The sequence below is a fragment of the Nocardia abscessus genome, from assembly GCF_015477775.1.
In the GTDB taxonomy this organism is placed as follows: domain Bacteria; phylum Actinomycetota; class Actinomycetes; order Mycobacteriales; family Mycobacteriaceae; genus Nocardia; species Nocardia abscessus_A.
Genome location: NZ_JADLQO010000001.1, coordinates 1,004,289 through 1,026,239 on the forward strand (window position 1 = coordinate 1,004,289; position 21,951 = coordinate 1,026,239).

Annotated in this window: 19 protein-coding genes; 7 read left to right on the forward strand and 12 right to left on the reverse strand. The window is 68.5% G+C overall.

The window, feature by feature from the left end; translation table 11 throughout:
• Positions 1–153: 153 nt before the first annotated feature.
• Together IU450_RS04625 and IU450_RS04630 are read right to left on the reverse strand one after the other, a co-directional pair.
• Entirely contained in the window at positions 154–2,340 is a 2,187-nt protein-coding gene (locus IU450_RS04625; protein WP_195148460.1) for a molybdopterin-dependent oxidoreductase, read from the reverse strand.
• A gap of 196 nt (positions 2,341–2,536) precedes the next feature.
• On the reverse strand, positions 2,537–3,055 hold the full coding sequence (locus IU450_RS04630; protein WP_228820319.1) for a hypothetical protein: 519 nt from the start codon (positions 3,053–3,055) through the stop codon (positions 2,537–2,539).
• Positions 3,056–3,449: 394 nt separating this feature from the next.
• Here IU450_RS04630 and IU450_RS04635 point away from each other — a divergent pair, with 394 nt between their 5' ends.
• Both IU450_RS04635 and IU450_RS04640 read left to right on the forward strand, forming a co-directional pair.
• On the forward strand, positions 3,450–4,022 hold the full coding sequence (locus IU450_RS04635; RefSeq protein WP_195148461.1) for a DUF4282 domain-containing protein: 573 nt from the start codon (positions 3,450–3,452) through the stop codon (positions 4,020–4,022).
• 208 nt (positions 4,023–4,230) lie between these two features.
• Positions 4,231–5,106, forward strand: a complete 876-nt coding sequence (locus tag IU450_RS04640) for a helix-turn-helix domain-containing protein (RefSeq protein WP_195148462.1) — start codon at positions 4,231–4,233, stop codon at positions 5,104–5,106.
• A 22-nt stretch (positions 5,107–5,128) separates the two neighbouring features.
• Here IU450_RS04640 and IU450_RS04645 read toward each other — a convergent pair whose 3' ends face one another.
• A complete protein-coding gene (locus tag IU450_RS04645) occupies positions 5,129–5,557 on the reverse strand; it encodes a MarR family winged helix-turn-helix transcriptional regulator (RefSeq protein WP_195148463.1) in 429 nt (142 codons plus the stop codon).
• A gap of 85 nt (positions 5,558–5,642) precedes the next feature.
• Here IU450_RS04645 and IU450_RS04650 point away from each other — a divergent pair, with 85 nt between their 5' ends.
• Complete coding sequence (locus IU450_RS04650; RefSeq protein WP_195148464.1) at positions 5,643–7,115, forward strand: MFS transporter; 1,473 nt, start codon at positions 5,643–5,645, stop codon at positions 7,113–7,115.
• Between the two features lie 182 nt (positions 7,116–7,297).
• Here IU450_RS04650 and IU450_RS04655 read toward each other — a convergent pair whose 3' ends face one another.
• Both IU450_RS04655 and rfbA read right to left on the reverse strand, forming a co-directional pair.
• Positions 7,298–7,855, reverse strand: a complete 558-nt coding sequence (locus tag IU450_RS04655; protein WP_195148697.1) for a dTDP-4-dehydrorhamnose 3,5-epimerase family protein — start codon at positions 7,853–7,855, stop codon at positions 7,298–7,300.
• Between the two features lie 2 nt (positions 7,856–7,857).
• Positions 7,858–8,730, reverse strand: a complete 873-nt coding sequence (rfbA, locus tag IU450_RS04660; protein ID WP_195148465.1) for a glucose-1-phosphate thymidylyltransferase RfbA — start codon at positions 8,728–8,730, stop codon at positions 7,858–7,860.
• 226 nt (positions 8,731–8,956) lie between these two features.
• Here rfbA and IU450_RS04665 point away from each other — a divergent pair, with 226 nt between their 5' ends.
• Positions 8,957–9,946 (forward strand): alpha/beta hydrolase, encoded by a 990-nt coding sequence (locus IU450_RS04665; protein WP_195148466.1) that lies wholly within the window; start codon positions 8,957–8,959, stop codon positions 9,944–9,946.
• 352 nt (positions 9,947–10,298) lie between these two features.
• Here IU450_RS04665 and IU450_RS04670 read toward each other — a convergent pair whose 3' ends face one another.
• The gene (locus tag IU450_RS04670) at positions 10,299–11,009 is read right to left on the reverse strand and encodes a hypothetical protein (protein ID WP_195148467.1); all 711 of its coding nucleotides are present in this window, start codon (positions 11,007–11,009) and stop codon (positions 10,299–10,301) included.
• Positions 11,010–11,315: 306 nt separating this feature from the next.
• Here IU450_RS04670 and rfbB point away from each other — a divergent pair, with 306 nt between their 5' ends.
• Positions 11,316–12,332: a dTDP-glucose 4,6-dehydratase gene (gene rfbB, locus IU450_RS04675; protein WP_195148468.1), complete on the forward strand. Its 1,017-nt coding sequence runs from the start codon at positions 11,316–11,318 to the stop codon at positions 12,330–12,332.
• Positions 12,333–12,387: 55 nt separating this feature from the next.
• On the opposite strand, the gene IU450_RS04680 is transcribed toward rfbB, so the two are convergent.
• Both IU450_RS04680 and IU450_RS04685 read right to left on the reverse strand, forming a co-directional pair.
• Positions 12,388–13,983 (reverse strand): DUF2142 domain-containing protein, encoded by a 1,596-nt coding sequence (locus tag IU450_RS04680; protein WP_228833943.1) that lies wholly within the window; start codon positions 13,981–13,983, stop codon positions 12,388–12,390.
• A complete protein-coding gene (locus tag IU450_RS04685; protein ID WP_195148469.1) occupies positions 13,980–14,969 on the reverse strand; it encodes a glycosyltransferase in 990 nt (329 codons plus the stop codon). Before IU450_RS04685 ends, IU450_RS04680 begins: the two co-directional genes overlap by 4 nt.
• Positions 14,970–15,113: 144 nt before the next feature.
• Here IU450_RS04685 and IU450_RS04690 point away from each other — a divergent pair, with 144 nt between their 5' ends.
• Positions 15,114–15,650 carry a GtrA family protein gene (locus tag IU450_RS04690; protein WP_195148470.1) on the forward strand — a complete coding sequence of 179 codons (537 nt, stop codon included), beginning with the start codon at positions 15,114–15,116 and terminating at the stop codon, positions 15,648–15,650.
• A 134-nt stretch (positions 15,651–15,784) separates the two neighbouring features.
• Positions 15,785–17,698, forward strand: a complete 1,914-nt coding sequence (locus IU450_RS04695) for a glycosyltransferase (protein ID WP_195148471.1) — start codon at positions 15,785–15,787, stop codon at positions 17,696–17,698.
• 96 nt (positions 17,699–17,794) lie between these two features.
• Here the strand turns inward: IU450_RS04695 and IU450_RS04700 are convergent, their stop codons facing one another.
• The 4 genes from IU450_RS04700 to IU450_RS04715 form a co-directional block, all read right to left on the reverse strand.
• Positions 17,795–18,664, reverse strand: coding sequence for an SDR family oxidoreductase (locus IU450_RS04700; RefSeq protein WP_195148472.1), 870 nt, complete (start codon positions 18,662–18,664; stop codon positions 17,795–17,797).
• 145 nt (positions 18,665–18,809) lie between these two features.
• Positions 18,810–19,520 carry a hypothetical protein gene (locus IU450_RS39510; RefSeq protein ID WP_228834155.1) on the reverse strand — a complete coding sequence of 237 codons (711 nt, stop codon included), beginning with the start codon at positions 19,518–19,520 and terminating at the stop codon, positions 18,810–18,812.
• A gap of 56 nt (positions 19,521–19,576) precedes the next feature.
• Entirely contained in the window at positions 19,577–20,623 is a 1,047-nt protein-coding gene (gene rsgA, locus IU450_RS04710) for a ribosome small subunit-dependent GTPase A (RefSeq protein ID WP_195148473.1), read from the reverse strand.
• A 263-nt stretch (positions 20,624–20,886) separates the two neighbouring features.
• On the reverse strand, positions 20,887–21,915 hold the full coding sequence (locus IU450_RS04715) for a glycosyltransferase (RefSeq protein ID WP_228833945.1): 1,029 nt from the start codon (positions 21,913–21,915) through the stop codon (positions 20,887–20,889).
• Between the last annotated feature and the right edge of the window lie 36 nt (positions 21,916–21,951).

Consider the following 21,951-nt stretch of genomic DNA (forward strand, 5'->3'; position numbering starts at 1 on the left):
TTTTAGATGAGAAGCACGCGGCAAAACGTCGGAATCCAGGTAGATCATGCCTGTGATTCGCGTGCGGCGCAGGGATTTCCGTAGATTAGCTAAGAGCCGACCGGCCGGAATAATTTCCGGCCGGTCGGGATTTGCGGAGTGATGTGCGGTGCCTCAGGCAGGGGTCAGCGTGACCGGTACCCCGTTGAACACGGCGTTTCCGGAAGGCGCGTCGACCACCGAATCATCGGTGAGCACATTGGCGTTGACGCCCGCGTGCGCGCGGGCCACGGTCTGCGTGCTGTCGACATGTCCCCATCCGTGCGGCAGGCTCACCACGCCGGGCATGATGGCCTCGGTCGGCTCCAGCGGAACCGTCAGCGTGCCGGCGGCGGACTTGACCACCGCTCGGTCGCCGAGTCCGAGCCGCGCCACGTCCGCCGGATTGATGTGCAGTGTGCAGCGATTCGATCCGCTCACCAGCGGTGCGATGTTGTGCATCCAGCTGTTGTTGGACCGCAGCTGCCGCCGCCCGATCAGCACGATCTCCGGTGCGGCGTCGGACAGTCGCGCCCGCATCCGCGCCACGTCGTCGAGCAGCGGCTGCGGGGCCAGGTCCACCTTCGCGGTCGCGGTGCGGAGCACGCCGGGCAGCCGTGGCTGCAAGGGGCCGAGGTCGATGCCGTGCGGGTTGTCCAGCAGCACCTGCAGATTGAGCGTGCCGCCGTTCCATTCCCCGTACGGCCCGAGGCGCAGCATCAGGTCGATGCGCTGCTCGGTGCTGTTCTCGCCGATCAGGTCCCCGCGCCGCTGCGCGAACCCGGCCTTGTGCAGCAGGCCCGCGATGACGAGTTCGTCCACGGCGGTGAGCGGATCGACCCCGTCGGAGCCGTTGTGCGGCCTGCCGGTCAGCGCCGCGGCCAGACGAGCCAGGACGGCGGGCTCGGACGGCCGGTCACCCAGCGGCACCAGCGGGCGCGAGTAGCGGGTGTAGTTCCGCACGGCGAATTGCAGAAGCGCGAAATCGTAATGCGCCGACTGGGTGGGGCGCGGGGGAGGCAGGATCACATCGGCGTGCTTGGTGGTTTCGTTCAGGTACCTGTCCACGCTCACCATGAAGTCGAGCTGGGCGAACGCCTCGTCCAGGCGCGCGCCGCTCGGCGCGGACAGCACCGGATTACCGGCGACCGTCACCAGCGCGCGGATCTGCCCCGTGCCGGGCGTGGTGATCTCGTCGGCGAGCGTCGCGACGGGCAGTTCGCCCATCGCCTCGGGCAGTTCGCGTACCCGGCTGGTCCAGCGTCCGATGCGGAACGGCCTGGTACGCGGGATGCCGCCCGCGGCGGCGGTGGCGAACATCGCGCCGCCGGGGGAATCGAGGTTGCCGGTCAGCGCGTTGATCGCGTCGACGAGCCACTGCGTGATCGTGCCGAACTCGGCGGTGCAGGTGCCGATGCGGGCGTACACCGCCGCGGTCGGCGCTGCCGCGAGCTCCCGGGCCAGGCGCACGATCGTGGACGCGGGGACGCCGGTGCGGGCCGCGACCGTATCCGGGTCGAAGGCAGCGGCGGCGGTGCGCAATTCGTCCAGGCCGGTGACCTCGACGCGCAGATCGGTCAGCTGCTCGGCGAACAGTGTGTGCACGATGCCGAAAAGCAGGTAGGCATCGCTGCCCGGCCGGATGAACAGGTGCTCGTCGGCCAGTTTCGCGGTGCGGGTCACCCGCGGGTCGACCACCACGAAGCGGCCGCCCCTGCCGCGCAGCGCCTTCAGCCTGCCCGGGAAATCGGGTGCGGTGCACAGCGAGCCGTTCGATTCCAGCGGATTCGCCCCGAGCATCAGCAGATAATCGGTGCGGTCCAGGTCGGGCACGGGCACGGTCAGCGGATCGCCGAACATCAGCCCACTGGCCACCTGCTTGGGCATCTGGTCGGCGGTGCTGGCCGAGAAGATGTTCTTGGTGCCCAGCGCGCGCAGCAGGATGGGCAGGTACAGGGCGCCGGCCACGGTGTGCGCGTTGGGGTTGCCCAAGTAGGCCGCGGCCGACTGGTTTCCGTGCTCGGCGACGACGGCGGGGAAGCGCTCGGCGATGTAGTCGAAGGCTTCGTCCCAGGTCGCGCTACGCCAGGTGCCGGTCGCGCGATCGCGGATCAGCGGTTCGGTCACCCGGTCCGGGTCCTCGTCGAGGTGGCCCAGGCTGGCCCCCTTCGGGCAGATGAAGCCCTTGCTGAAGGGATCGCTGCGGTCGCCGCGAACCGAGGTCACGTGGTCGTCGGGGTCCAGGGTGATTTCCAGGCCGCAGACCGCCTCGCAGAGTGGGCAGGTCCGCAGCAGATTGCGCGATTGCGTGATCGGGGCCATACCCCATCTTGTCGTCCGCGGGTGAAACTGAAAAGAGAACGCTCGACATTCGCAAACGCCAACGCCAAACGACCGGTACCCGGCGGCGCTCCGGGGTGGGGAGCCGGAGCGGCAGGACGGATACCGGTCGCAAACAGGCCGGGTAGCGCGGCCCCGGCCCGCGATCAGCAGGTGAACTCGATCAGGGGCGCGTTGCTCAGCAGGCGATGGTCAGCTTCGCGCGGCGCGACGCGGTGGCCGCGCGCACGGCCGCGGCGATCGCGACGACCGGCGGCACCCAGCGGGCCTCGGCGGGCGCGACGCCCCAGCAGGCCGAACCGGCCGAGAGCTGGGTGGGCGGCAGCGGGATGCCCGCGCCGTCGGTGTACAGGGTGGCGCCGGCCTCGCGCAGCGCCTGCAGCGCCATGGCGGCCTTGCGAACGCCGGTGACCAGGTGGATCTCGCGACGCTCCGGGCCGGGGATCTCGATCACCGCGCCGGACAGGTTGTTCGCGCGCAGGAAGCGGCGGACCTCGCCGGCCAGTTCGCCGGAGACCTCGATGCCGGACAGGTCGTCGTCGGTGATCAGGCTCAGACCGTTGGCCGTTTCGGCGACCGTCCACCCGCGCTGGTTGTAGTCCTGCGCAGCGGCGGTCAGCTCGGCCGCCGTGACGGAAGTCGGAAACGTGGTGCGCACTGTCTTCTCCATTCCCCGGTAGATCTCTGGGTCCTGCATTCATGGGTCGTATCGGCGGGGGCAGCCATGGGCGTTACGGGTTCTCCGAAAGAATTTCCGGAGTGTCGCCTACGTCTCATTTTCGAGGGGTTCGTACGCGTTCCGCCGGGCATCCCGAAGTGGCTCGCCACGGTTGCCACGCAGCTACTTTCAGCCGCGCACCTGGCCTCTCGCTGTGCCGAAGCTGCGAGATCGCTGTGGATGGTCGGGAACGATGTTGCCGGTGCGAAAACATCCCGGTCCCGTGCGTTTCCGGGCTGGATCCGTACGCGCCGAGCAGGGAGGATTCCGGCATGAGCGTCAGGCCCGGAGGCGGCAGCTTGCGTGACCACGTAGGGCCCGCGCATGCCGAGGAGGACAGAGCATGAGCGTCAGGCCCGGAGGAGGACACGGTATGAGTGACGAATCCAACGGCACCGGCGCGCCCGCCGGTGCGCCGGTGGACGAGGAGGAGTTCGAGGCCGAATCGCGCTGGATCGCGTGGAAGGAGTCGGCGGCCAAGCGGTTGTCCGGGGCCGCCGACGAGGATCAGCCCGCCGAGCCGTTCCGTAGCCCGCGCGCGTTCGCGCAGTGGAGCGGCGCGGCCGCGCGCGCCTTGGTCGACGTGCAGTTCCACCGCCCGGCCACCCGCACATTGTTGCCGCTGGCGTACATCCTCGGACTGGTGTTCGCCTTCGCCGTCCCCATCACGCTGACGGTGTCGGCGTGGCGGGTGTCGGCGGTGCTCGGCGTGCTCGCCGCGATGCTGGGCGTCCCGCTGGGCCTGACCATCGCGGCCGCCGTCCGCCTGATGCTCGAGTTCCTGGTGAACGCCTCGCGTCTGGCGACCAGGGTGGAGCACATCAGCGAGCTGGCCGACGACCTGTTCCAGGCGCTGTCGGACGTGGCCGAGCCGGTCAACCAGCTGTCCGAAGACGTTCGGGCGGTGCAGTTCTGGCGCTTCCGCAAGCGAAACCCGCGCAGGTAGGGGACGAAAACGCGTCGCGCGGAAGTAGTTTGACTCCCTGGGGCCATCGGCCTAGCTGAGACACGCACCGTGACCGGTGTGAGTTTCACTGTGAACAATGCTGTTCGGATACCCCGCACAACCACCACGGGTGTCCGGAAAGGCGGCCGCGTCGCAGACCCAGCACGGATCACGGTGCGGCCGGTGTACGGCGAAACAGGGGGGAAGCATGGCTCTACCACAGGGGACGACCGGATCGACGATGCCGCGACGGCAGCTCGGCAGGCAGCTGCGCGATCTGCGCAACCGGGCCGGGATGACCACGCGGGTGGCCGCGCAGCAGCTGGAGTGGTCGGAGGCGAAGATCTGGCGGATCGAGACCGGGCAGACCTCGCTGCGCGGTCTCGATGTCGAGGCGATGTGCAAGGTCTACGGCGCGCCGCCCGACCTGATCGAACCGCTGCGCGCGTTGGCCCGCGACACCAAGGCGAAGGGGTGGTGGACCGCATACGGCGACGTGATCCCGGAGGGCTTCGACGTCTACATCGGACTGGAAGAGGCGGCCACTCGGCTGTCCACCTACGAGAACGAACTCGTCCCGGGACTGCTGCAAACCGAGGGGTACACCCGCGCGGTGTTCGCCGCGGCGTACCCGGAGCTGTCCGCCGACGAACTCGACCGCAGAGTCCGCTTACGGCAGGCCAGGCAGACGCTGGTCTTGCGGAACGACGCACCGCTGCGGCTGGACGCGCTGATCGGCGAGGGCGTGCTGCGGCGGCGGATCGGCGACCCGGCGGTGGTCGCCGAGCAACTCGACCAGCTGCACCGCATGGCCGAGTTGCCGAACGTCCGGGTCCGGCTGGTGCCGATGGACTCCGACTATCACGACGGGATGACCTCGGGCCGGTTCGTGCTGCTCGATTTCCCGGAGGCGCCTTCCGGCGAGCCGTCCGAACCGCCGGTGGTCTATGTGGAGGCGTTCACCGGACCGATCTACGTGGACAAAGAGCACGAGATCGCGCGCTTCCGCGCGGCGTTCGCGAGCATCGAGGCGGTGGCGGTCGACGCGAGCGCGGGTATCGAGGCCGCCCGCCGGGCCCTGTGACCTGCGGACTTTCTCGCGCTGATCAGCACTTCGGCGGGCCGGGCAACTCCCAGGTGTCGCTCAGGACGGCCCGGTGGGTGGGCAGAGCCTGTTCGTAGACCTCGCGGCCCTTCTCGGTGAGGCAGACGAACACGGCGCGGCGATCCTCCGCGCACATGGTGCGCCGGACGAGGCCGTCGCGCTCCAGCCGGGCCACGGCCCGGGACAGCGCGCTCTGACTCAGGTAGATGTCGTTGGCCAGGTCGCTCATGCGGTAGTCGCCGCAGTCCGCGTCCACCAGCCGGTCCAGCGTCTCGAATTCGCTGAGCCCGATGTCATGGCCGTTCTGGAGCGCCTTCTCGAGCGCGCAACTCACCGTCGCGTGCCGGTCGAGCAGCTCGCGCCACTCTCCAACCAGCCCGGTGGGCGCGAGGGCGCGCCGGGCCGTGCTCACGGTGGTCGGCTTCGACATGGCCCCATCTTAGTGGCCCGGGCATGCCCATGCAACTGCATTAAATGTGTTGGCATTTAATGCACGCGCATGTAATGTTCCCCGCATGACTTCACCAGCCACGCTTTCGGCCGCCGCGGCGACCGATCCGACCAGATGGTCAGTCCGGCTTTGGGGCATGCTGATCACGCTGTGCATCGTGCTGTTCCTCGACGGTCTCGACGTTTCGATGATCGGTGTCGCGCTGCCGTCCATCGGCGCCGAACTCGATCTGTCCACCTCCACCCTGCAGTGGCTGGTCAGCGGCTACGTGCTCGGATACGGCGGTCTGTTGCTGCTCGGCGGCCGCACCGCCGACCTGCTCGGGCGGCGCAAGGTCTTCCTGATCGCGCTCGCGGTCTTCGCGGTCGCCTCGCTCGCCGGTGGTCTGGTCAGCTCCGGTCCGCTGCTGATCCTCACCCGATTCGTCAAGGGCCTCGCCGCCGCGTTCACCGCGCCGACCGGCCTGTCCATCATCACCACGAACTTCCCCGAGGGACCGGCCAGGAACAAGGCGCTGTCCATCTACACGGTGTTCGGCGCGGGCGGCTACTCCATGGGCCTGCTGTTCGGCGGCCTGATGACCGGTGTCGGCTGGCGCTGGACGTTCCTGCTCCCGGTGCCGATCGCGCTCGCCGCGCTGGCCGCCGCCTACGTGCTGGTGCCCAAGGACAAGCCCGCCGAGGAAGGCGGACACGACCTGCTGGGTGCGCTGCTGTCCACCGCCGCCATGCTGCTGCTGGTCTACACCGTGGTCGCCGCGCCCGAAGCGGGCTGGGCCTCGGCGCGCACCATCGGCTCGTTCGTCGCGGTCGTCGCGCTGTTCGCCGGATTCGTCGCGGTGGAGAAGCGGGTGCGCTATCCGCTGGTGCGCCTGGGCATCCTGCGCAAGTCCTCGCTGGTCCGCGCCAGCCTCGCGATCGTCGCGGTGGCGGGCTCCTACTTCAGCTGGCAGTTCATCGTGACGCTGTACATGCAGGACACGCTCGGCTGGTCGCCGCTGAAGCTGTCCATGGCGCTGCTGCCGGTCGGTCTGCTCGTCGTGCTGTCGGCGTTCTTCTCCGACAAGCTGGTGGATCGTTTCGGCACCGGGCCGGTGATCGCGGTCACCATGGTCGTGATGGCCGTCGGTTACCTGCTGTTCCTGCGGCTGGACACCGCGCCCTCCTACCTGACGATGCTGCTGCCCGCGGTGCTGCTGATCGGCATCGGCTGGGTCGGCTTCCCGGCCATCAACATCCAGGCCACCAACGGCATCGAGGACGAGGAGCAGGGTCTCGCCGCCGGCGTGCTGCAGACCTCCATGCAGGTCGGCGCGGCCATCGTGCTCGCGGTGACCACGGCGATCATCTCTTCCGGTGCGCACGCCGACATCTCGGCCGCCGGGATGCTCGACACCTACCGGCCGGGCCTGGAGTTCGCCGCGGGCGTATCCATCGTCGGCGCGCTCGTCGCCCTGCTGGCCTTCGCGCCGCGCTTCCGCGCCAAGCAGCGGACGGCGGACGAGGCGAAGGAGAAGGAGTTGGAACTCGTCGCCTGACCCGTCTGACCGTCGAGCGCCGTCACCGCATCGGGTGGCGGCGCTCGGCATATGCGCTGCCGAGCCTTCGCTCGGCCCGGCGCGGGCTCGGGGCGGACTGCGTTGGAGCTGCGCCTTTTCATGCGGCTGCCTAGGCTTCGCAGGCCCGGCGCGGGCTCCGGAGGGGAGTGCGCCCAGTGTGACTACGCGTAGCGGGAGAACGGCGGGGCCGCGGTGTCTTTCGCGGAGCGGACGAAGGTGAGCTCGCTGCCGTTCCGCCCCACCCGCGGCCACTCGATGCCCAGTGTGGGATCGAACGCATCGAGGTCGTGGTCGAATTCGGGCTGGTATTCCAGCGAGCACAGGTAGGTGACCGTCGATCCGTCCTCCAGGGAGAGGATCGCGTGGCCCAGCCCTTCGGACAGGAAGACCGAGCGCCGGTCGACGTCGTCGAGCAGCACGCTGTCCCAGCGCCCGTAGGTCGGTGAGCCGGGGCGCAGGTCCACCACCACGTCGAGGAACGCGCCGCGCACGCAGGTCACGTACTTGGCCTGACCGGGCGGGTCCTCGGTGTAGTGGATGCCGCGCAGCACACCGGCCGCGGAGACCGAGCAGTTCACCTGCCGCAGGTCGAACGACCGGCCGGTCGCCTTCTCGAACTCCGAGGCCTTGAACCCCTCGAGGAACATGCCGCGATCGTCGCCGTGCTGACGCGGAGTGATCACCCAGGCGCCGGGCACGGCGAGTTCCCGGAACTCCATGCTCACCAGTCCCGTCCGCGTTCGAGCAGATCGAGCAGGTAGCGGCCGTAACCGGAGCGGACCAGCGGTTCGGCGAGCGCGCACAGCTGCTCGTCATCGATGTAGCCCATCCGCCAGGCCACCTCCTCGGGGACGCCGATCTTCAGGCCCTGCCGCTCTTCGATGGTGCGCACGTAATTGGCCGCGTCCAGCAGGGAATCGAAGGTGCCGGTGTCCAGCCAGGCCGTGCCGCGGGCGAGCACGTCCACGCTCAGCCGATCCTGTTGCAGGTAGGCGCGATTGATGTCGGTGATCTCGTATTCACCGCGCGCCGACGGCCGCAGCGAGCGGGCGATCTCCACCACGTCGTTGTCGTAGAAGTACAGCCCGGGAATGGCGTAATTGGACCGCGGCGCCTTGGGCTTCTCCTCGATGGACACCGCGCGCCCCTCGGTGAACTCCACGACGCCGTAGGCGGTCGGGTCCGACACCCAGTAGGCGAACACCGCGCCGCCGTCGATCTCGTGGAAGCGGTGCAGGCTGGTGCCGAGACCGGGCCCGTGAAAGATGTTGTCGCCGAGCACCAGTGCGGCGCTATCGGTGCCGATGTGGTCGGCGCCGAGGACGAATGCCCTGGCCAAGCCGTCCGGCTCGGGCTGGACCACGTAGCTGAGCGACAGGCCGAACTGCGCGCCGTCGCCGAGCAGCCGCCGGAACGCCGCGGCGTCCTCGGGCGTGGTGATCACCAGGATGTCCCTGATCCCCGCGAGCATCAGCGTGGAGAGGGGGTAGTAGACCATGGGTTTGTCGTATACCGGGACCAGCTGCTTGCTCACCCCGCGCGTGATCGGGTGCAACCGGGAGCCGGTGCCGCCCGCCAAGATGATTCCGCGCATGCATGGAGTCTGCCAGTTTCACGGCGCCGGGATTCGGTGAGGTTCCGACTAGTCCTCGATTCGGTCACGGGCGTTTCGCTACGGCCGGTATCGAGCGATTCTGTTGCGTAGGTCACGATGCGCATGGTGTTCTGAAAGGACACTGTGTGAGATGTCAGCGCCGACACCTCGCCTGGGCGACCTCGGTCCGGTCGTGAATCGGCGCGCCAGTTGAGGTAGGTGCGCGATGGCGACCAGACACGGCGAGCCCGGCGTGGTGATGAATCCGAAGGGCCCCAGCGCGCAATCGCGCCTGCTGCTGGCCACCTGTATGGGCGTGGTGCGGCCGGTGCTGCGCACGTTCCCGGTCACCAGGACGACCATTCCCTTCGGCGCCGCCACGGTGAACGGGCTGGCGCGATTGCGTCCGCGGCCACAGGGCATCGATCGGGAGCAGGTTTCGCTGCACGGTATCCGCCTGGAGATCATCCGTCCGGCCGGTGCGGCGCGGGCGCTGCGGCATGGCGCCGTGCTGTACATGCACGGCGGTGGCTTCGCGATCTGCGACACCTGCAGCCACCGTCCGGTCGCGGCGAGCCTGGCCCGCCGTACCGGGCTGCCCGTGATCAACGTGGAATACCGCCAGCTGCCCGGCACCCGCATCACCCAGTCGGTGCAGGACTGCCTGTCGGCCTACCGCTGGCTGCTGCGCCACGGCGCCGACCCGGCGCGGATCGTCTTCGCGGGCGACTCGGCGGGCGGATTCCTCGCCTTCGCGACCGCACTGCTGGCCAGGGAGTCGGGACTGCCCGCACCGGCCGGGTTGGTCGGTCTGAGCCCGCTGCTGGACCTGGACTACGGGGCGAAGCGGGACTACGTGAACGTCACGCGCGATCCGTACATCCCGCTGTCGGCATTGGAGGCGGTGGTGCGCATCGGCGCCGAGGTCGACGGGATGCTCGATCCGGGGCTGTCGCCGGTCAACGCGGCCCTGGCCGGGCTGCCTCCGGTGCTGTTGATCGCCGCCGAGGACGAGGTGCTGCGGTTCGACTCCGAGTTGATGGCACAGCGGCTCACCGCGGCGGGCGTCCCGAACACGCTGGAGCTGTGGCGCGGTCAGGTGCACGCCTTCATGAGTATCGCGCCGGGCCTGCCGGAGAGCAGGGCGGCGCTGGCGCGGGTCTCGCGGTTCGTGCGGGCCCGCATCGAGGACGACCAGCAGGCACGGACGGCTTGACCGTCCGGCCTTCCGAGGCGAGCCTCGTTCCGCAGTCAGCCGGGACGGGGCTCGCGTCCTGTGTGGGGTACGCCGACTTACCCCGGACGACGACGATGGCGGCGGGCCGCATCCCGTCGCCGAGCGCTGTTTCGACGCATGCCGCTCCAAGCGACCATGGTTGATCAATTCCGAACCGAAGTTATCTGCCCTTGATAGTGCAGGTCAGCCCCGAGCAAAGTTTATAAGTTGAATTTTGTTCAGCGTGTGTTCACCTTTCGATAGGCAAGTGGAATAACGCCGAGCCCCGTCCGCGGTTCGCGCGGACGGGGCTCGGCTTTGTTCGATTCAGTTGTATGCGTTCAGCCGTGAATTACTTGGCGGGCGTGAACGGCTGGTTGATCGTGGTGAAGTACTGGATCGCAGCACCGATCGCGACCGGCGCGGTGATCAGCAGCTGCCCCGCGAGGGTGCCGAGGGCGCCGACGGCGAGAATGCCGCCGAGGCAGCCGATGGCCGCGGCCGGGATGAACGCGCCGAACAGGCCGATGATCGCGGCCGAGGCGACGGTGGCGCCTGCGATGCCGCCGAGCACGCAACCGACGGCGCCGCCGCCGATGCCGCCGACCAGGGTGCCGATGGCGGCGCCGGTCGAGATGGTGTCCTTCATACGGTTGAAGGCGGCCACCTCACGGTCGTACTCGGACTTCCACGGCGCCTTTTCCTCGAACGGGAGGGCGACCGGCTTGTAGGTCGCGTGCGCCATGTCGAACTGCGGGGTCAGGGTGGCGGTGCGGTCCGCGATCTCGGCAGCGATCGGGAACTCGAAGTCGTCGACCCGGAAGGTCAGCGGCATGCCGGTCAGCACGTCGCCGTTGGCGGCCTTGACCTTGAAGGTGCCATCCTCGACGACCATGGAACCGGCATCGGTCGTGATGATGGACTGGGTGTCGGTCGCGTGAGCGGTGAAGTTCACCGCGCCGTTGTCGGCTTCGGTGGCCGGAGCCGCGTTCACGGTGCCGGCGGTGACGCCGAGAGCGGCGATCAGCAGTGCCGACGTCGCGGCGAATTTCCTCATCAGCATTTTGTTTGGAACCTCGATTGGAACGTTCGGAGGGGACTAGATGAGCAAAATCTAGACCAGCTAACGCGTGGTGAACCCGTTGTGACTGTTTATTCAAATTTTGTTCACCGTCGAGACTTACGGCTCGGTGGGGTCGCGGAAATGTAGGCGCTGACCGGGCTTTTCCCCGACAAACCGATCCGGTAGTTCTTCTGGCTGGGAAGTCAATGAGACGAAGGTCACAGATCGAAAACCTGGAGTGGTCCTCGGCCGCACGGGATTTCGAGTCCGTCGCCGGGGCGCACCGGCCCCACGTAGAGTCATGGGGTGCGATTGCTCGTCACCGGTGGCGCCGGTTTCATCGGCGCGAACTTCGTCCAGCAGACCGTGTCCGACCAGCCGGATACGACCGTCACCGTCCTCGACGCCCTGACCTACGCGGGGAACCGGGCCTCGCTCGCCCCGGTGGCCGACCGCGTCGACTTCGTGCACGGGGACATCGCCGACCTGGACCTGGTCGACGAACTGGTCAGCGGCGTGGACGCGGTGGTGCACTTCGCCGCCGAGTCGCACAACGACAACTCCCTCGCCGAGCCGTGGCCGTTCGTGCAGACCAATATCATCGGCACCTATTCGCTGCTGCAGGCCGTGCGCAGGCACGACGTGCGCTACCACCACGTCTCGACCGACGAGGTCTACGGCGACCTGACCCCGGACGACCCGGCGTTCACCGAGTCCACCCCGTACAACCCGTCCAGCCCCTACTCGGCCACCAAGGCCTCGAGCGATCTGCTGGTGCGTGCCTGGACCCGCTCGTTCGGCGTGCGGGCCACCATCTCCAATTGCAGCAATAACTACGGGCCCTACCAGCACGTGGAGAAGTTCATCCCGCGTCAGATCACCAACCTGATCGACGGGGTGCGTCCCCGCCTCTACGGCGCGGGACATCAGGTGCGCGACTGGATTCACGTCGAGGACCACAATCGCGCCGTGTGGGAGATCCTGCGGCGCGGCCGGATCGGGCAGACCTACCTGATCGGCGCCGACGGCGAACTCGACAACAAGTCCGTGGTGCGGATGATCCTCGCGGAGTTCGGCCGCGACCCCGACGATTTCGACCACGTCACCGACCGGCCCGGTCACGACCAGCGCTACGCGATCGACGCGTCCCTGCTGCGTGCCGAACTCGGCTGGCGCCCGCGCTACGCCGACTTCCGCGCCGGTCTCGCGGCGACCGTCCAGTGGTACCGGGACAACGAAGACTGGTGGCGCCCGTACAAGGCCGACACCGAGCGGGCCTATCTCGCGGCCGGCGAGCGGACGCTCAGCGCGGCGGGGGACTGAGACGGCGGCGGCGCCCCGGGGAGCCCCGCGGCGCCGCGACCGAATTCCTTCTCGCTCAACCCCAGACGATGGTGTAGTACTTCGCCGCCGCCGCGACCAAGGCCACACTCGATGCCACGAGCACCGTGACGGCCGGGCCCACCGACGGGGTCTTCCCCGCGGAATCGGTGAGCCGCAAGGGCATCCAGCGCAGCAGCACCGCGAGCGTGACGATCGCCAGCGGCACGAAGTAGCGGCCCTGCACGCCGTCGACGATGTAGTAGCCGACCGGCGTGAACGACATGTAGAGCGTCACGTAGATCATCGCGACGCTCGCGGCCATGGTGAGCGCGACGATCAGCGTGCGACGGAAATCGGGGGCGGTCATCCGCTCGGCGACGCCGAGGCTCACCGCGAACGCGAGCAGGCAGGCCAGCATCGAGAGGGCGGGCACGTCGACGTAGGCGAAGCCGAGTTCGCCGAAGAACTGGCTGAACCAGCGCTGGTCGCGCAGCGCGATGCTCTCGCCGAACACGTGCGCGAACTCCGGCGGATCGCGCAGGATGCCGCTGAGCTGATCGCCGGGACGCACCGAGTGCCACTGGTGCTGCGGCCGCATCAGACCCATGCCGTCACCGGTCGGCGACGCGATCTTCATCCACACCGCGAAGGCGAGCGCACCGGTCGCGGCGAAGGCCCAGGGAATCCCGCGCCGCCAGCCGCTGAACCCGAACCGGTCCGCCGGCACCAAGGCGACCAGCAGTGCGAGCAGCACGTAGGTCGGCTTGCTCACCGGCAGCAGGATCGTCGCGGCCAGCAGCGCGCCGATCTCCACCCGGGCCAGGCGCTCGCCCAGGAACACGGCCTTCACCAGCAGCGCGGAGACCAGGATGGCCAGCGCGTTGGTCATCGTGTCGGCGGTGACGGTGCCCGCCTGGAACACCGCGATCGGTAGCACGGCGACGGTGAACGCCAGCCATTGCACCCGGTGCGCGCGCAGTGCGTACAGGCCGAACCCGACCACCGCGAGGTAGGCGAGAAGTCCGGCGAGCCGGGTGAGCAGGAGCAGCCCGCCCACGTCGAGCCCGAAGAGTTCGCCGAGACGAATGCCGATGGCCGCCGGGATATAGGGGACCGGCGAGTAGGCGGCGGTATTGGTGAACCAGACCGGTTCGGTGGCGTCCGAGACCGCGGCGCTGGTCAACTGGTCGTAGCGGGCCGGGTCGCCGAGCATCGGGTCCGGCTCGTCCGGGTTGGTGGTGTAGTCCTTCAGCGCGTAGCCCATCACGGCGGTGATGCTGGACGGGACGTCGCCGCCGTAGGCGATGCCGCGATCGTCGTGGATCCGCTGGGGTAGGAATCCGCCGTGCGCGACCTGGTAGGCGCGGCCGAACTGGGTGATCTCGTCATGCCCCCAGAACGGCGGGGTGAGGACGGTGAACAGCGCGCCGAAGATGGTCGCCAGCAGAGTGAAGGCGATCGTCGCCCCACCCAGCCGCGCCACCGCGCGGCCCGCGAAGCCTTTCGCGGCCCGATCCGTGCCGGGAGCAGTCCCCGCGTCGGCGTCGACCGCGAGTAGCGGGGCGGTGTCGGTGGCAGGTAGCGGTGCGGTGTTCGCGGGCTCGTCCAGATCCTTGTCCGGCGTCGCGGTCGGATCCGCCGAGGTCGTCAACGCCCGGCCTCGGCGTCACGGGCGGCGCCGTCGCCGGTGATCCGCGGGTCGTCCGCGCCCACCGCGGTGTAGCGCAGGTAGACCAGGCGCGCGGCCTCGTGGCGGGAGCGCCGGATGCCGTCGAGGATCAGGCCCGCGGTCCAGGCGAGGCTGCCCAGCAGCAGCAGGGTGAAGCCGAGGAACAGCGTCGGGAAGCGGGGCACCTCATGGGTGTTGTAGAACTCGACGACGATCGGAATGGTCAGGATGATCGAGACCAGCCAGCTCAGCGTGCCGAACAGACCGTAGAACGCGACCGGCCGCTCGTGCCGGGCCAGTCCGACGATCAGGGCCAGGATCTTGAACCCGTCGTGGTAGGTGCGCAGCTTGCTCTCGCTGCCCGCCGGGCGATCCCGGAAGCCGACCGGCACCGCGGTCTGCGGCACCCGCAGGTGCAGCGAGTGCACGGTGAGCTCGGTCTCGATCTCGAACTCGCGGGACACGGCGGGGAAGCTTTTCACGAAACGGCGGGAGAACACCCGGAAGCCGGAGAGCATGTCCTCGACGTTCTCACCGAACACCTTCCCGACCACGCCGTTGAGCACCCGGTTGCCGGTTTCGTGTCCCGTGCGGTAGGCCGAGCCGCCCTCGTCCTGCTTGCGCACGCCGAGCACATGATCGTAGGGACCGTCCAGCAGCGTCTTGATCATCAGCGGCGCGGCGGACGCCTCATAGGTGTCGTCGCCGTCGATCATCAAGTACACGTCGGCCTCGATGTCGGCGAAGGCGCGGCGCACCACATTGCCCTTGCCTTTGGTGTGCTCGTGCCGCACGATCGCTCCGGCCTCGCGGGCCCGTTCGGCGGTCTTGTCCGTGCTCAGATTGTCGTAGACGTAGACGACGATTCCCGGCACGGCGGCCTGCAGATCGGCCACGACCTTGGCGACCGAAGCCTCTTCGTTGTGACACGGAACGACGGCGGCAATACGGAGCTCGGTGGAGTCCACCCGGGTCAATCCTCGCGATCGGTGAATGTGGGAACACGGGGAGGGTACAGGGAACTCACAGCTGGCGCGTGGCCGACCTCACCGTGCGCGGGAGCGGTTTTTCCCGTCGTGGGCGGTTCCCCGGGCCTGCGGTACCGTCGGGCGGTGCCATCCAGTGAGTCCACCGCATCCGCGGGCGAGTCAGTGACGCAGGAGACCGGAACGGTCGTTCGCAGAGTGCTCACCGCGCTGCGCAGAGGCGGGGCTTTCCTGGTGGTCGGCGCGATCGGGTTCCTGGTGGACGCGGGCACGTACAACCTCCTGGTCTTCTGGGGTGGCGAGGGCGTGCTCTATCACTACCCACTACCGGCCAAAATCATCGCGATCGCGGTGGCGACGGTGGTGACCTATTTCGGCAACAAATGGTGGACCTTCGCGCACAAACAGACCGGCAATCCCGGGCGCGAGTACCTCCTGTACGCCGTGTTCAACGTCGTGGCGATCGGCCTGCAACTGGGCTGTCTCGGCTTCTCCCGCTACGTGCTCGACCTGTCCAGTCCGCTGTCGGACAACATCTCCGGTACGTTGATCGGGCAGATCGTGGCCGTGGTGTTCCGGTACTGGGCCTACGACAAATTCGTCTTCACCGGGGCACGCGCGGGCAATGACAGAGCCACCGACAACGAATCGGCGAACGTTTAGCAATGGTTCGACCACACGACGGCGTGGCCGCACGGCGGGCAAGCGCACACAGCGGTTGATATCCTCACCCCCGCCGTGAAGGCATCGAGGGGCGTGTCCGTCCCGTCCGGCACAATGAGAATTTCGAGGATTTCATGGATCAGTCGGCTATCGAGGCCGTTACCGAAACAAACGATCGCTCGACGGCCGCTGAGGCGCCTGCCGCGCTGCGCGCCGACCATCGGGCGCCGGACCGGCTCGTCTTACAGCGCGGTATCTTCACCGGGCCGTCGGCGAAGGTGAGCGACGAGCTGTACGCCGTGGTGAAGGGCGGCGCGCACCGGGAACGCCAGACGCTGCGGTTGGACAAAGGCGCGACCGCGCACACCAATACCTACTTCGGCCGGTTCGCCGCCAGTTACTGGCAGCGCTGGACCACGGTCACCGAAGTCCGGGTCACCATGGTGCTCGACGTGGTCGCCAAGGCGAAGATCCGGCTAGTGGCCTCCGACATCGCGGGTCACCGGCGGATCATCGATACCGCGCGGGTCGACGCAGGCGGCTCGGTGACGCTGACCGCCCCGCTCGACCAGTACGTCGACGGTGGCGCGCTGTGGCTGGAATTCGACGCCATCGGCGGCGCGCTCGGCATCGCGGAGCTGACCTGGACCGCCGTCGCGCCGGAGCGGGTGCGCCCGGTCGCCATCGCCATCTGCACCTTCAACCGCGCCCAGGACTGCGCCGAGACGGTCGCGGCGCTGTCCTCCGATCCCACCGTGCTGGCCGCGATCGACGCGGTGTACGTCGTCGACCAGGGCACCGATCTGGTGGAGAACCGGCCGCGCTACCAGGAGGTCGCCCCGGTCTTCGGCGAGAAGCTGCGCTACCTGCGCCAGCCGAACCTCGGCGGTGCGGGCGGCTTCACTCGCGGGCTCTACGAGGTGTCCGCGGTGAACGAGCACGCCGACGTCATCCTGATGGACGACGACATTCTGTGCGAACCGGAGACCGTGCTGCGGCTCAACGCGTTCGCCAACCTGACGGTGGAACCGACCCTGGTCGGCGCGCAGATGCTGTTCCTGCTCAACCCCGACTACCTGAACGTCGGCGCCGAGGAGGTGCATCTGCACCGGCTGCGGCACGGCCAGAAGGTGCCGAAGGCGCTGCGCAACACGAGCATGTTGAAGAAGAACCAGGAGCGCCGCGTGGACGCGGGCTACAACGCCTGGTGGACCTGCCTGATCCCGGCCGAGGTGGTCGCGAAGATCGGCCTGCCGATCCCGATCTTCTTCCAGTGGGACGACGTGGAGTACGGCATCCGGGCGCGGGAGCACGGTTTCGTCACCGTCACCCTGCCCAACGCCGCGGTGTGGCACGCGGACTTCTACTGGAAGGACTACGACGACTGGGCGCGCTACTTCAGCACGCGCAACTCGCTGATCGTCGGTTCGCTGCACGCGGAGCTGGACGGGAAGGAGATCACCCGCAAACTGTTCCGGGAGATGTCCGAACAGCTGGTCGCGATGCAGTACGGTCTGGTGCACACCACGTTGCAGGGCATCGAGGACTTCTTGAAGGGCCCGCAGGTGTTGCGGGACGGCGGTATCGAAGCGCTGGCCGCCGCGCGCACCAGCCGGGCCGACTACCCCGAGACGATCAAGCACCCCGCGGCGACGCCGCCGGTGCGCTCGTCGGACATCCAATTGCGCCGCGCCGGTGGGGAGCCCAGCCGCGTGCTACTGGTGCTGATCAAGCGCGCGATCAATCAGTGGCTGGGCCGCACCCAGCACGGCATCATCGGCGTGACCAGGGAAGACGCCTACTGGTGGCACGTCTCGCTGTTCGACCACGTGGTGGTCACCGACGCCTCGCAATCCGGCGTCCGGGTGCGCAGGCGCGACAAGGCCCGCGCGCGTCAGCTGCTGCGCCGGATGGTGCGGGTGCTGCGGCAATTGCGCCGGGAACTGCCCACCTTGCAGGCGCAGTACCGCGCCGCCATGCCGGAACTGACCAGCCGCGAGAACTGGGAGCGGTTGTACGGGATCGAAAATCTCGAGCGCGACAGCTGATTTCGTCGGTACATGGGTAACTCGTGGGGGACGGGCCAACTGGCCCGCCCCCCACTTCCAGCCGCCAACGCTGCCGTCGCGGCACATGAGTCTGGCCTAAAGACGCGGAGAGGCGGACAGAAACAGGTCGGTGGTCAGTTCGCCGTCGCCCGGGGTGACGCGGTACTTGTCCAGATCGGTGATGCCGTGGGCGGCCAGCACGTCGTCATCGATGAAGAAATTGCCGCTGGTCTCCTTGGCTGGTGAGGTGAGCACCAGGTAGGCGGCGTCGGCGTAGATGTCGGGGGTGCGCGAGGTGGAGATCATCTCCTCGCCACCGAGCAGGTTCTTCACCGCGGCCGTGGCGATGGTGGTGCGCGGCCACAGCGAGTTGACGCCGATGCCGTCGCCCTTGAGTTCCTCGGCCAGCCCCAGCGTGGTCAGCGACATGCCGTACTTGGCGATGGTGTAGCCCAGCGCCATACCCGCCCACTTTGGGTCCAGGTTCAACGGCGGGGACAGGGTGAGGATGTGCGGGTTGCGCCCGGCCTTCGCCGATTCGCGCAGATGCGGGATGCTCAGCTTGGACAGCAGGAAGCTGCCCCGGCAGTTGATGTCCTGCATCAGGTCGTATTTCTTCATCGGCAGTGCGTCCGTGGGGGACAGGTCGATCGCGGAGGCGTTGTTCACCACGATGTCGATGCCGCCGAAGCGCTCGACCGTCCGGCGCACCGCCTCGGCCACCGACTCGTCGATGCGGACATCGCCCACGAACGGCAACACCTGCCCGCCCGCCGCCTCGAGTTCCGCGGCGGCGGTGTGAATCGTGCCGGGCAGCTTGGGGTGCGGTTGGTCGGTCTTCGCGATCAGGGTGATGTTGGCGCCGTCGGCCGCGGCCCGCTTGGCGATCTCCAGCCCGATGCCGCGGCTGCCGCCGGACATGATCATCGTCCGGCCCGCTAGCGGTTTGGATCCCGGTTCCGTCATGTGACCTGCTCCTTCGTTTCCGCCACAGGCAGCAGCCCGCGGCTGTACGCGCTTGCAGACTAAGCGTAAACCCCGTCCCTATGCAACCAGTTGCATAGGGTGTGCGAAGAGAGGGCACCGGCGTGCCCGGTGCCCTCTCACCGATTCAGATCGTGGCGATGAGCAGGATGTTCAGCAGGAACATCAGTCCGACCAGGGCCCAGACGATGTACAGGAACAGCATGCCCGGCGCCTTCTGCGGAACCGGTCCGATCGCGCCGTTGAGGAAGATCACCACGGGGGCCTTGTAGTAGAACCGGGTGGCCTGTCCGTCGGCGATCGGCACGGTCACGTTCGCCGGACCCATGTCGAACAACCACGGAGTGGTGACCCGGACGTGGTACTGCCCGGGGCCGACCGGGATGTGGTTGGCTCCCCAGCGGGCGTTGGGCACCCGCTGGCCGTTGACCAGGATCTTCGGCTTGGTCAGCGCGAGCAGGAACGTCCAGACCGAGTACGAGGCATCGATGGTGATGCCAGGCGGGTCGGCGGGCTGACCGTAGCCCTGCTGCGGAGCGAACTGCTGCGGCTGCCCGTACGGTTGCGGCTGCCCGAACTGCTGCGGCGCACCGTACGGCTGCGGCTGGCCGTATTGCGGTGCGGGCTGGCCGAGTTGGGGCTGCCCGTACGGCTGCTGGCCGACCTGGGGCTGGGCGAGATGCGGTTGGCTCGGATGCTGCCCCGCGGGCGGCGCGTACTGCGCGGGCGCCTGCGGAGGCGGGTACTGACCGACGGGCGGTTGCTGACCGAACGCCGGCTGCCCAGGCCATTGCCCGGGTTGCTGGCCGTGTGGCGGGTACCCGCCTGGATGACTCATCTATCCCTCCCAGATAGCGAACGATGCGAGGGGCACCCTACCGTGCCCCCGCTCGGTCAGCGTCGCGAGTTCCGCTCCCGGAACATCTTGCGGTGCTGCTTGGTGACGTCCCGCCAGGCCCGTTCGCGTTCGGCCTGCAGCCGCTTGTCGGTGCGGGCCCGCATCCACTCGTTCTCCCGCGCCAGCTTGTTGTAGCTGTCGAGCCTACGCTGGGTGAGCTCGCCGTCCTCGATCGCCGCCCGCACCGCGCAGCCCGGTTCGCCACGGTGCGCGCAGTCGCCGAAACGGCACTGCGCGGCAAGGGATTCGATGTCACTGAAGGTCTTCTCGATGCCTTCGGTGGCATCCCACAGCCCGACGCCGCGCAGCCCTGGCGTATCGATCAGGGTGCCGCCCCCCGGCAGCGGGCGCAGTTCCCGGTGCACCGTGGTGTGCCTGCCTTTCTTGTCCGCGTCGCGGACCGTATTGGTGGCGAATATCTCCGCGCCGAGCAGCGCGTTGGCGAGAGTGGACTTCCCAGCACCGGAGGGCCCGAGCAGCGCGACGGTGCCGTCGAGCATCGCGGTGAGCACCTCGAGTCCCAGGCCGGTGTTCGCGCTCACCTCCAGCACGGCGGCGCCCGGTGCGACGGCGCGCACCTCGCCGAGCGGGAGATCGGTCGCCGCGTCGGCCTTGGTGAGCAGCACGATCGGCTGGGCGTTGCTCTCCCAGACCAGCGTGAGCATGCGCTCGATGCGCCCGAGGTCCACATCGCCGTCGGCGGCGGTGCAGATCAGGACGGTGTCGACGTTGACGGCGAGGACCTGGCCGTGCGAGCGGCCGGAGGCCGACGACCGCACGATCGCCGATCGGCGCGGAAGCAGGCTGCGCACCGCCGAAGCGGCGTCGACGGTCACCCAGTCGCCGGTGCACAGACCGCTGACTTCGGCATCCGGGCGCGGGCAGCGGGCGCGGGCGAGCCCGTTCGGCGTGGCCACGTCGCATTCACTGCGATCCATGCGGATCACTCGCGCGGGCACGCAGCCTTCCTCGATCATCGAGGCGTAACGGGCGGAAACGGCTTCGGTCCAGCCGTAAGGGACGAGCAGGTCGTGGTCGACCATGGGGGATGGAATCCTTCGTCGGGCGCTGAACCCGACCAGGGTTCAGCGAGCGGAGAGTGAGGTGGAGTTTCGTGTGGCGGCGCGACTGAGGTCAGCTCGCCCGGACACGACAATCCGCACGTTCCTCGTCACGGTCCACACCTCCTTCCGCTCTCGCAGTCCACCCACCCTCGCACTTGTCCCCCGTTCCGCACAACCGAATTTCCGCCTCACGGATTCGGACGCGCGCGTCGCCCGTCTCCGCGCGGACGAACCGGCTGCGACTAGTCGGGTTTGCCGAACTGTTCGTGGCGGCCGAGGGAGCGTAGGTGGAACCATTCGCGCAGGCCGGCCGGGTCGCGGCGGGTGACAAGGAAGAACCAGGAGAAGCGAATCCATTCCTGGGGAAGCAGTTTCCGCATGCCCGGCTGGGACATCAGGTAGCCACGGTTGCGGTAGGTGAAGTAGCGCTTCACCGGGTCGTCGGGGTACTGGGTGTGCATCCGGCCGCCGAGGATCGGCTTGAACTCGGCCGCGCCGTTGGGATGCAGGTACGCCGTTTGCAGGCAGGTGCCGAACGGCAGCCCGGAGCGCACCAGCCTGCGATGCACCTCGACCTCGTCGCCGCGCACGAACAGGCGCAGGTCCGGCACGCCGATCACGTCGACCGCCTGCGCGGAGATCAGCGCGCCGTTGAACAGCGAGGCGATACCGGGCAGGAAGTCCTCGTCGCCGAGTTCCGAGCGCAGCCTGCGCCAGACCACGCCACGGCGCAGCGGGAAGGCCAAGCGGTCGGGTTCATCGATATCGCAGACCACCGGCGATACCTCGACCAGGCCGTACCGGTTCGCGCAGTCCAGCAGCGTGGACAGCACGTCGGGGCCTTCGGGCCTGCCGTCGTCGTCGGCGAGCCACACCCAGTCCGCGCCGATGCTCAACGCGTGCAGCATGCCGAGCGCGAACCCGCCCGCGCCGCCGAGGTTGTGCGCCGAGCCCAGGTAGGTGGCTTCCACCGGCTGGTCGCGCACCAGGTCGGCGACCTCCTGCTCGTTGCCGTTGTCGACCACGATCAGGTGATCCACCGGCCGAGACTGGGAGGTGACGACTTTCAGCGACTCGGCGAGCAGTTCGCGGCGCTTGTGCGTGACCACGACGGCCACTACGCGCGGCTGCGAATCGGAGTCCGCCGCAGTGGATTTCGCCGCGAGCGAGGCGGCGGGGGCGTCGAGCTCGACGGCCTCCTCCGGCGCGGAGCCGATCCGGGCTTTCGCCCCTTCGTCGATCGGGGTGTCCTGCCCGGTCGGCTCACTCATGCTGCGGCCTTTCCGGCAGGAGCGGGGCCCTCCATG

Bases quoted from the DNA above. Each gene is read 5' to 3' on its own strand.
- IU450_RS39510 (WP_228834155.1), bottom strand. From the start codon at position 19,520: ATGAGTCATCCAGGCGGGTACCCGCCACACGGCCAGCAACCCGGGCAA.
- IU450_RS04645 (WP_195148463.1), bottom strand. From the start codon at position 5,557: ATGTCGAAGCCGACCACCGTGAGCACGGCCCGGCGCGCCCTCGCGCCC.
- IU450_RS04640 (WP_195148462.1), top strand. From the start codon at position 4,231: ATGGCTCTACCACAGGGGACGACCGGATCGACGATGCCGCGACGGCAG.
- IU450_RS04650 (WP_195148464.1), top strand. From the start codon at position 5,643: ATGACTTCACCAGCCACGCTTTCGGCCGCCGCGGCGACCGATCCGACC.
- IU450_RS04635 (WP_195148461.1), top strand. From the start codon at position 3,450: ATGAGTGACGAATCCAACGGCACCGGCGCGCCCGCCGGTGCGCCGGTG.
- IU450_RS04630 (WP_228820319.1), bottom strand. From the start codon at position 3,055: ATGCAGGACCCAGAGATCTACCGGGGAATGGAGAAGACAGTGCGCACC.
- IU450_RS04665 (WP_195148466.1), top strand. From the start codon at position 8,957: ATGGCGACCAGACACGGCGAGCCCGGCGTGGTGATGAATCCGAAGGGC.
- IU450_RS04625 (WP_195148460.1), bottom strand. From the start codon at position 2,340: ATGGCCCCGATCACGCAATCGCGCAATCTGCTGCGGACCTGCCCACTC.
- IU450_RS04715 (WP_228833945.1), bottom strand. From the start codon at position 21,915: ATGAGTGAGCCGACCGGGCAGGACACCCCGATCGACGAAGGGGCGAAA.
- IU450_RS04670 (WP_195148467.1), bottom strand. From the start codon at position 11,009: ATGCTGATGAGGAAATTCGCCGCGACGTCGGCACTGCTGATCGCCGCT.
- IU450_RS04655 (WP_195148697.1), bottom strand. From the start codon at position 7,855: ATGGAGTTCCGGGAACTCGCCGTGCCCGGCGCCTGGGTGATCACTCCG.
- rsgA (WP_195148473.1), bottom strand. From the start codon at position 20,623: ATGGTCGACCACGACCTGCTCGTCCCTTACGGCTGGACCGAAGCCGTT.
- rfbA (WP_195148465.1), bottom strand. From the start codon at position 8,730: ATGCGCGGAATCATCTTGGCGGGCGGCACCGGCTCCCGGTTGCACCCG.
- IU450_RS04700 (WP_195148472.1), bottom strand. From the start codon at position 18,664: ATGACGGAACCGGGATCCAAACCGCTAGCGGGCCGGACGATGATCATG.
- IU450_RS04695 (WP_195148471.1), top strand. From the start codon at position 15,785: ATGGATCAGTCGGCTATCGAGGCCGTTACCGAAACAAACGATCGCTCG.